Genomic DNA, 10,094 nt, shown 5'->3' with positions numbered 1-10,094 from the left:
TATAATATGAGTTAAATAGGAAATACTTCCTATTTTCAGACGACATTTGTTAACTTGGTGTTATCATAATGATATATTATAAATTGCATAACGATTGTTATTTTTCAGCTTAATAAATTAAGATCTATCTTAATATAATGTATAAATCTTAAGAATATAGTCAGTATTTATTTTAATTAAGTAATTAAAACAGAAATAAGTGGTGTATTTAACATGTCATAAATACGTAGTTTACTTATTATGTTAATCAGCATGGATGTTGAATTAAGCTATCAGATTAGAGAATTCATTTATTGAATACTAAATATATTAGCCAGTTAGCGCGAAACGGTGGCTTTTATTACGTATCTGTGGCAATTAAGGATAAAACAAATAAAAAGGGGTAAAAGTGGGTGTTAATGTCAGAAAGTGCACACTAATAGGACTAATCATTGCATTAGCAATTCTTTCATTTATTGCATGGAGGTGGGTATTTCCCCAACCTCAATACGCTTATGTTGTTTCGGCTACGCCTATTAAATCGACCGTTTTTGTGACAGAAGAGTATTGTCACCGAATTGGCTTACCGACACCTTTTACACCAGAAAAATTGTCACGATTTCATCCAGCAGAGCAAGAGTGTCGAGTGTTTTATATGATTGAAGCACTCAACAATAGCAATATAGCTAATTTTCCTTATCCTCAATTTAAAGAGTGCATCCCGATTTATCGTCAAGAGCGTAGGATCGTTGGTTATGATGTACTTTACACTATCGATGGAACACCGGGCAAAGTGCGAACCACGTTTAAACCTGGTGAAGTTATCGCGTTAGACTCTGATGGTAGACTGATTTTAGAACAAGAGCCTTATTGTTCTATGAATGAAAAAATACCTTGTCGTAAAGAGTAAACCCAACAATATAACAATTAACATAAAAGAAAGGCGTAATTGAAATGACTCCAATTACGCCTTTTGTTGATAAAATAACCGTTATTTTGTGATTATTTTATGCTCATTAAATGCACTTAACATATCATCAATAAAAAGTGAGTCGTTTTTCACGCTCAGTTAAATCAGTAATAAATTTCAGTTTTGATGGACCATCTAAACGGAAAATAGCAGGTTGCTTTTGAAGTAAGCTGATTAAATATCCCGGATCAACCTTATTCTTTTCACTAAACTCAATAAATCCACCTTTATCATGGGCTTCAATTCGAGTGATCCCTAAACTCATAGCACTTAAGCGAATCGCAGCATTGCGCAATAGATAACGCCCCGCATCAGGTAATTTACCAAATCTATCGATTAATTCTGCTCTTAGATCATTGAGCTCTGTTAGGTCGATTGCACTGGCAATTCGTTTATAGAATGAAAGTCTGACATTAACATCAGGAATGTAATCATCAGGCAACAAGACTGGCATTCTTAATTCAATTTCAGTTTGTTGATTGGTGAGATCTTCAAGTGATGGCTCTCGGCCTTCTTTAAGCGCTTCTACTGCACTTTCTAACAATTCCATATAAAGTGAGAAGCCGACTGTATTCATTTGACCGCTTTGTTCTTCACCTAATAATTCACCCGCGCCTCGAATTTCTAAGTCATGAGTCGCTAATGCAAAACCTGCCCCCAAATCTTCCAGTGAAGCAATTGCTTCTAAACGTTTATGAGCATCTTTTGTCATTGCTTTAGGATGTGGTGTTAACAAATAAGCATAAGCTTGATGATGAGAGCGACCTACTCGACCACGTAGCTGATGCAATTGCGCTAAACCAAAGTGATCTGCACGTTCAATAATAATAGTGTTCGCACTGGGTATATCGATACCTGTTTCAATAATGGTGGTGCAAAGCAATACATTAAAACGTTGGTGATGGAAATCATTCATCACACGCTCAAGTTCACGTTCACGCATTTGTCCGTGACCAATACCAATACGCGCTTCAGGAACGAGTGCCGCTAGTCTCTCACGAGCTTTTTCGATATTTTCAACATCGTTATACAAGTAATAAACTTGCCCACCACGCAATGTTTCACGCAAGATAGCTTCACGTACCACTAAGTCATCATATTCTCGTACAAAGGTTTTTACGGATAAACGACGCGCTGGTGGCGTTGCAATAATGGAAAGATCACGCATACCACTCATTGCCATATTCAACGTACGCGGGATCGGTGTCGCCGTTAGCGTTAAAATATCAACATTTGCACGCATGGCTTTTATGCGCTCTTTGTGACGTACACCAAAGCGGTGCTCTTCATCGACAATTAATAACCCTAAATCTTTCCATTGGATATTCGGTTGAAGGAGCTTGTGTGTACCAATCACAATATCAACGGTTCCTTCAGCCAGTTTATCTGTGATTTGCTGTTGCTCTTTTGCACTACGAAAACGCGAAATCATTTCAATGTTAACGGGCCAATTAGCAAAACGATCTCGGAAATTATCAAAATGCTGCTGAGCCAATAGGGTCGTTGGCACTAAAATGGCGACTTGTTTATTGTTATTAACAGCAAGAAATGCAGCACGCATCGCAACTTCTGTTTTACCAAACCCAACATCGCCACAGACGAGTCTATCCATTGAAATGGCTTGGCACATATCGCTAAGTACAGCATTAATCGCTATTTCTTGATCTGGCGTTGTTTCAAAAGGAAAACTTTGGCGGAATGATTGGTATTGCTCTTTGTCCATTTTAAAGGCAAAGCCTGTTTTTACTTCACGCTGAGCATAAATATCTAATAACTCTGCGGCAACATCACGCACTTTTTCGGCGGCTTTTTGGCGGGCTCTTACCCATGCATCGCCACCTAATTTATGCAGTGGGGCATTTTCATCTGCGCCACCAGAATAACGACTGATTAAATGCAGTGATGAAACAGGCACATAAAGTTTGTCATTACCCGCGTAGCTTAACATCAAGTATTCAGCTTTAACGCCACCCGCTTCTAGTGTTGTCATTCCTTGATAGCGGCCAACACCATGCTGAAGGTGAACAACGGGTTGTCCTATATTTAATTCAGCAAGATTGCGAATTAAAGTATCTGTATTAATCGCACGACGATTGTCTTGACGACGGCGATTAACACGTTCACCTAACATATCACTTTCACAGATCATGGCTAATTGACGATGACTGTCAATAAATCCATGTTCAGCAGCGCCAATGATAAAGTAAAAACCTTTCTCTTGAGCGTCAGATAATTCAATGATCTGTTTGGGGGCTATTTTTATCCGCGATAAAAGCTCTTGTACGGTTTCGCGCCGTCCTTCACTTTCCACTGAGAAAATAATACTGCCTGAAAATTGTTCTTGGAATCGGCGTAAGTTATCTAACGGTGATTTGCTTTGAGCGTTAATCGATAAATCAGGAAGGGGTTGATAGCCTAAATTGGTCTGTCCAGCTTTTTCTGGCAACGTTTCTGTTTTAAGTTGAATACGAGGCCACTGCTTTAATGCTTGATTAAATTTATCAACATTCAGCCAAATGTCATCAGGGGGTAATAGTGGTCGCATAGGATCAACACGACGGCTTTCAAAACGTTGATTAATGTCTTGCCAAAATTTTTCCACAAAATCGTGTAAATCTTGCGTCACTATTAATGTGTTTTTAGGGAAATAAGCAAATAAGCTAGATAAAGGCTGTTCAAAAAATAGGGGTTGCCAATATTCAATGCCCGTTGGCAATATGTGTTTACTGACTTGCTGATAAATATGTTCAGGATCACGTCTTACATCAAACCGTTCACGCCATTGGCTACGGAAAATTTCTATCGCATTTGCATCAGTTGGAAATTCATGGGCAGGCAGTAAATTAATTTGATCAACTTCAGCTAATGTTCGCTGTGTATCGACATCAAAAGTACGTAGACTATCTATTTCGTCATCAAAAAAATCAATACGATAAGGAAATTCACTTCCCATAGGAAATAAGTCTAATAAGGCGCCACGCGTTGCATATTCACCATGTTCTAATACTTGTTCGACATGACGATATCCCGCTTCATCTAATGTTTTACGTAAATTATCACGAGAAAGTACCTCTCCTTTTTGCATTACCAGCGCATGACTTGCGAGATAATCCGTAGGACAGACCTTCTGCATTAACGTATTGACAGGTAAGATTAAAATTCCCTTGAGAAGTGATGGAATACGGTATAGCGTAGAAAGGCGGTTTGAGATAATTTCTTGGTGAGGTGAAAAACTGTCGTATGGCAGCGTTTCCCAATCTGATAATGTCTCAACAGGATAATCACAAAACTGACGGATTTCATCTTGTAAACGCAATGCATTTTGCATATCACGAGTAACAAGAACGACTAATCCAGAGTGACGTTTGATGATCTCTGCACATTCTAGAGCACAAGCGGCACCAGTCAGTTGACCTAGCTGACGAGTATCCCCTTGTTTTATAGGAAGTTGATAACGATATTCTGAGGACATAAGCGTGTAATGTGAACTCTTTGTTGTAGTTAACTCCCAACACATCTTTAGCATAATGGCTAAAGCTTAAACTGGCGGGCAGGTTAAGATAAAAGAAAAACCACAGTTTGGGAATAGAGTGGTTCCATTCAGTAAGACTACCCTTTATTATCCCTGAACACTTCGCATTAGCAACAGGAACAGCACAGATTTCATGTACAATTCTGTCTCATTTTATATAGGGCTCCGTTATATGCGGGGTCGTGCGGTCGATAAATTCGGTCGCTTTGTCTCATGGCTATCCGCTTTAGGGATTATGTTAGGTGTAGCAGCACTGATCACAGTGACTTCTGTCATGAATGGCTTTGAACGTTCATTGCAACAAAGCATTCTAGCGTATATTCCACAAGCAATCGTGACATCACCTAACGGGCAGTTACCCCGAGATCCAAATATAGCTGAAAGATTACTGACGCGTGAAGGTATCATAAACGTTACCCCTTTAGTAGAAGGTGATGTCGTTTTACAAAGTAAAGACAATATCAGCGTTGGTGTCATGCTGGGAATAGAAAAAGAGCAAGATGAACCTTTAACGAAATATATTCGTTATGGGGATTTTTCTATGCTGAAAGCGGGAGACTATGGTGTGATTTTAGGAAGTGGCCTCGCTAAACAGTTAAAAGTAAAAGTGGGGGATAACATCCGTCTTATTGTACCAAGTGTTAGCCAATTAACACCCATGGGAAGATTACCTAGTCAACGATTATTTACCGTTAAAGGTATTTTCCAAAGTGGTGGTGATGCAGATGCTTCTCAAATCTTAGTTAATCAGCAAGATGCTGCTCGTTTAATGCGTTATCAGTCGGGTCATATTACCGGGTGGCGTCTTTTCTTTACCGATCCTCTCAATATTGAAAAATACAGTGCACAATCTTTAGATAAAAATCTAAGTTGGAAAGATTGGCGCGAACGTAAAGGTGAATTTTTCCAAGCGGTTAAAATGGAAAAAAATATGATGGGATTATTATTAAGCTTAATTATAGCCGTGGCGGCTTTTAATATTATTACCTCACTTTCTTTATTGGTCATGGAAAAACAAGGTGAAGTTGCTATTTTGCAAACGATGGGGTTAAAACGCGCTCAGATCATGTCTATTTTTATGCTACAAGGTGCGGGGGCTGGTATTTTAGGGGCGGTAGCGGGTGGTTTATTAGGGGCATTACTCTCAAGCCAATTAAATGTCATCATGCCTGCGGTAGGACTTATCCCTCAAGGGGTTGAATTGCCTGCAACACTTGATTGGGGACGCGTTTTTATGATTGGTTTCTCCGCTATTATCATTTCCCTTTTATCCACTTTATACCCGTCTTGGCGGGCCGCGGCAATTCAGCCAGCAGAGGCGCTACGTTATGAGTAATTCTTCTTTGAATAAACAATCAATGACATCAGAAAAACAAATACAAATTAACAAAGAGGGTTTATTGGATTGCCACGCTCTATGTAAACAATACCAAGATGGCTCTATTTCTACACAAGTGTTGAAATCCGTCTCTTTTAAAATGGATAAGGGCGATTTTCTTGCCATCGTGGGAAGTTCAGGTTCAGGGAAAAGCACTTTATTACATTTACTAGGCGGGTTAGATTCTCCAACATCAGGTGAAGTCTTTTTTAAAGGCCAATCACTTAATAAATTATCCTCTTCTGAAAAGGCTGATTTACGTAATAGCCAATTGGGTTTTATTTATCAATTTCATCATCTATTACCTGATTTTACAGCACTGGAAAATGTTGCTATGCCATTGATGATTGGCGGAGCAAACGCTTCTGTTGCGAAAGAAAAAGCGATGTCTTTACTTGAAGCGGTTGGATTAAAAGATCGTGCTCATCACCGTCCTTCCGAGCTTTCTGGTGGTGAAAGACAACGTGTTGCGATTGCGAGAGCATTAGTGAACGATCCCGCATTAGTCCTTGCTGATGAACCAACGGGTAATCTTGACCAGAAAAATGCAGAAGGGATTTTTGACTTGTTGATTAAATTAAACAGAGAAAAACAAACAGCTTTTCTGGTCGTAACGCATGATTTGTCACTGGCAGCTCGTTTTCAGCGCCAACTTGAAATGAAAGATGGTCAATTACAGTCACAAAACGCAATTTCAGGAGTGAAATAATGGCGCAATTGCCACTTGCATTAGTGACCGCATTACGTTTTTCAAGAGGGCGAAAACGTGCGGGAATGGTTTCTTTAATTTCAGTTATTTCAACACTGGGCATTATGCTTGGTGTTGCTGTTTTAATTATTGGCCTAAGTGCGATGAATGGGTTTGAACGTGAATTAAAAAATCGTATTTTATCTGTGGTGCCTCACGGACAAATTTATTCAGTAGAACAGCCATTTGTACAATGGCAATCAGCATTACCTCGTATTGAAAATACCCAAGGTGTTGTTGCTGCGGCTCCTTATATTTTACTCACTGGATTATTAGAAAAAGGAACCGAGTTAAAAGCGGTGCAGGTTATGGGAGTCTCACCTGAGAAACAAGGTGATATCAGTTTATTACCTCAATATGTACAAAATAATGCATGGCAAGATTTTAAGGCGGGTAAGCAACAGATTATTATTGGGCAGGGTGTTGCTGATGCATTAAAGATCAAACAAGGTGATTGGCTCACCGTATTGATCCCTAATAATGATGATCCAACTAAGCTTTTACAACCTAAACGTATTCGCTTACAAGTGAGTGGCATATTTAAACTGAGTGGTATGCTCGATCATCAATTAGCGTTAATTCCTTTAGCTGATGCTCAGCAATACATGGATTATGGGCATGGCATTACAGGGATTGAAGTGAAAACAGTAGATCCTTTTTTCGCGAATGAAATTATTCATAATGCAGGTTTAAATAGCGAAGAGTATGTTTATGCCAAAAGTTGGATAAGTGATTATGGCTATATGTATAGCGATATTCAGATGATCCGCAGCATTATGTATTTATCGATGATCTTAGTGATTGGTGTCGCTTGTTTCAATATTGTCTCAACGTTGATTATGGCGGTAAGAGATAAAAGTAGTGATATTGCTATCTTGCGAACGTTAGGTGCAAGAGACAGTCATATTCGTAATATCTTTTTATGGTACGGCTTATTATCTGGCATGATTGGCTGTATTGCTGGTGTGATATTCGGTGTATTGGTTGCTTATAACTTAACGCCATTAGTATCTATTATTGAATCATTAACGGGACATAGTGTGTTGTCTGGCGATGTTTATTTCGTCGATTTTCTACCTTCAGAAGTGCATTTAATTGATGTTTTCTCTGTATTTATTACCACTGTGATCTTAAGCCTGATTGCAAGTTGGTATCCTGCACGTCGAGCCACTAAACTAGATCCTGCAAGAATTTTAAGTGGACAATAAGTTTATTGGCATACAAAGAAGAAAAAAACGCTTAAACTAGTGAAGAAAAGAAACGCGATATTTAAACTTGAAAACCAAGGATTGTAATGATGAAACTTAAACTTCGTCATCGTCGGCTTAGGAAGTTTCGTAAAATTAAAAGTTTACGTAGACAACATTCACGTTGTCGCTATTTTCATCTAACCCATAAAACGGAACATGAAATGAATTTACCCAAAGTTGTCGTATTAACAGGGGCTGGCATTTCGGCTGAATCAGGAATTAGAACATTCCGATCAGAAGATGGATTGTGGGAAGAACATCGCGTTGAAGATGTTGCAACACCTGAAGGTTATCAACGCAATCCCCAATTGGTTCAGCAGTTTTACAATGACCGCCGCCGCCAATTGCAACAACCCTCGATCCAACCTAATGAAGCACATTATGCATTAGCAAAATTGGAGCAACGTTTAGGTAAAGAAAATTTTTTACTTGTTACGCAAAATATTGATAACCTGCATGAAAAAGCAGGTAGTAAACATATTTTGCATATGCATGGTGAATTGCTAAAAGTACGCTGTCCCCAATCTCGCCAAGTATTTGAGTGGAAAGGGGACTTAGAAACAACGGATCGCTGTCATTGTTGTCAATTCCCATCGCCATTACGACCGCATATTGTCTGGTTTGGAGAAATGCCAATTGGTATGGAAGAGATTTATCGCGCTTTGTCTGAGGCTGATATTTTTATCTCTATCGGGACATCTGGAAATGTTTACCCAGCGGCGGGTTTTGTCCATGAAGCTCGATTAACAGGCGCTCATACCGTTGAATTAAACCTTGAACAAGCTTGGTTGAAAGCCAGTTTGAAGAGAAACATTATGGTCCTGCTAGTCAGGTCGTTGATGAATATGTTCATAAATTGTTTGAATTAATTAATGATCCTAAAGCTGATTTGACGCAATAATTATTTTATAGAGTTCCCTATTATTGTTCTTAGAGAGATTTTAGGGGGCAAAATGGATAAATTATTAGAACGTTTTTTTGAATATATTAATTTTGATACACAATCAAAACCATCTTCAAAAATGTCACCAAGCAGTGATGGACAATTAAAACTTGCCAAGGCATTGGTTCAAGAATTAAAAAAACTGGGTTTTTCCGATGTAACGCTCAGTGATAAGGGATGTGTAATGGCAAGTTTACCATCCAATGTTTCTTGGCCAGTGCCGGTGATTGGCTTTATTTCACATCTTGATACATCTCCTGACTTTTCAGGAAAACATGTAAAACCACAAGTTCTTGAAGATTATCGTGGTGGTGATATTGCATTAGGTATTGGTGATGAAGTGTTATCGCCGGTTATGTTCCCAATCTTACATTCAATGATTGGTAAAACATTAATCACCACAGACGGTAAAACGTTATTAGGTGCTGATGATAAAGCGGGGATCGCCGAGATCATTACCGCTATGGTACGTTTAAAAGAAACCAATCGACCTCATGGTGATATTCGTATTGCATTTACACCTGATGAAGAAATTGGCCGTGGTGCACATTATGTCGATTTAAAAGCATTTGGTGCAAGTTGGGCTTATACCGTTGATGGTGGTGGTGTTGGTGAATTGGAGTATGAAAACTTTAATGCGGCATCCGTGAATATCAAAATTGTTGGTAACAATGTTCACCCAGGCAGTGCAAAAGGGGTGATGGTAAACGCATTAGGATTAGCTACGCGCATTCATCAAGAATTACCTGTTGATGAAACACCAGAAAATACTGACGGTTATGAAGGTTTTTATCATCTTCAAAGTATCAAAGGTACGGTAGAAAGAGCGGAAATGCATTATATTATCCGTGATTTTAATCGTAATTTATTTGAAAAACGCAAACAGAATATGATTGCGATTGCGGAGAAAGTGGGTAAAGGCCTGCATCCTGATTGCTATATTGAGCTAACGATTGATGATAGCTATTACAATATGCATGATAAAGTTGTTCAATTCCCTCACATCATTGAAATAGCTAAACAAGCCATGGTTGATTGTGATATTGAGCCAAATATCAAGCCTATTCGTGGTGGTACAGATGGCGCTCAACTTTCTTACCGGGGATTGCCTTGCCCTAATATTTTCACCGGTGGCTATAATTTTCATGGTAAGCATGAATTTATCTCTTTAGAAGGTATGGAAGCAGCGGTGAGTGCCTATTCGTGGTGGTACAGATGGCGCTCAACTTTCTTACCGGGGATTGCCTTGCCCTAATATTTTCACCGGTGGCTATAATTTTCATGGTAAGCATGA

Annotated in this window: 6 protein-coding genes and 1 pseudogene; 6 read left to right on the top strand and 1 reads right to left on the bottom strand. The window is 39.0% G+C overall.

Annotated features, from left to right (window positions below; genetic code table 11):
- The first annotated feature begins 388 nt into the window (after positions 1-388).
- The gene (gene umoD / locus BHE89_RS01915) at positions 389-889 is read left to right on the top strand and encodes a flagellar biogenesis regulator UmoD (RefSeq protein WP_069368129.1); all 501 of its coding nucleotides are present in this window, start codon (positions 389-391) and stop codon (positions 887-889) included.
- Between the two features lie 127 nt (positions 890-1,016).
- Here umoD and mfd read toward each other — a convergent pair whose 3' ends face one another.
- A complete protein-coding gene (gene mfd / locus BHE89_RS01910) occupies positions 1,017-4,421 on the bottom strand; it encodes a transcription-repair coupling factor (protein WP_128860278.1) in 3,405 nt (1,134 codons plus the stop codon).
- Positions 4,422-4,614: 193 nt separating this feature from the next.
- On the opposite strand from mfd, the gene lolC reads away from it, so the two are divergent.
- The 5 genes and pseudogenes from lolC to pepT all read left to right on the top strand — a co-directional run bounded on the left by lolC (position 4,615) and on the right by pepT (position 10,055).
- Positions 4,615-5,817: a lipoprotein-releasing ABC transporter permease subunit LolC gene (lolC, locus tag BHE89_RS01905; protein ID WP_069368131.1), complete on the top strand. Its 1,203-nt coding sequence runs from the start codon at positions 4,615-4,617 to the stop codon at positions 5,815-5,817.
- A 46-nt stretch (positions 5,818-5,863) separates the two neighbouring features.
- Positions 5,864-6,568, top strand: a complete 705-nt coding sequence (gene lolD / locus BHE89_RS01900) for a lipoprotein-releasing ABC transporter ATP-binding protein LolD (RefSeq protein WP_069368148.1) — start codon at positions 5,864-5,866, stop codon at positions 6,566-6,568.
- Entirely contained in the window at positions 6,568-7,815 is a 1,248-nt protein-coding gene (lolE, locus tag BHE89_RS01895) for a lipoprotein-releasing ABC transporter permease subunit LolE (RefSeq protein ID WP_069368132.1), read from the top strand. Before lolD ends, lolE begins: the two co-directional genes overlap by 1 nt.
- A gap of 86 nt (positions 7,816-7,901) precedes the next feature.
- Positions 7,902-8,758: pseudogene (gene cobB, locus BHE89_RS01890) on the top strand (Sir2 family NAD+-dependent deacetylase).
- A gap of 52 nt (positions 8,759-8,810) precedes the next feature.
- On the top strand, positions 8,811-10,055 hold the full coding sequence (pepT, locus tag BHE89_RS01885; RefSeq protein ID WP_128860277.1) for a peptidase T: 1,245 nt from the start codon (positions 8,811-8,813) through the stop codon (positions 10,053-10,055).
- Positions 10,056-10,094: the final 39 nt, after the last annotated feature.

The organism is Shigella sp. FC1967, from assembly GCF_001743005.1.
Classification (GTDB): domain Bacteria; phylum Pseudomonadota; class Gammaproteobacteria; order Enterobacterales; family Enterobacteriaceae; genus Proteus.
The sequence above is the reverse complement of the archived record's forward strand: the minus strand, read 5'-3'. Positions and strand labels throughout refer to the sequence as shown.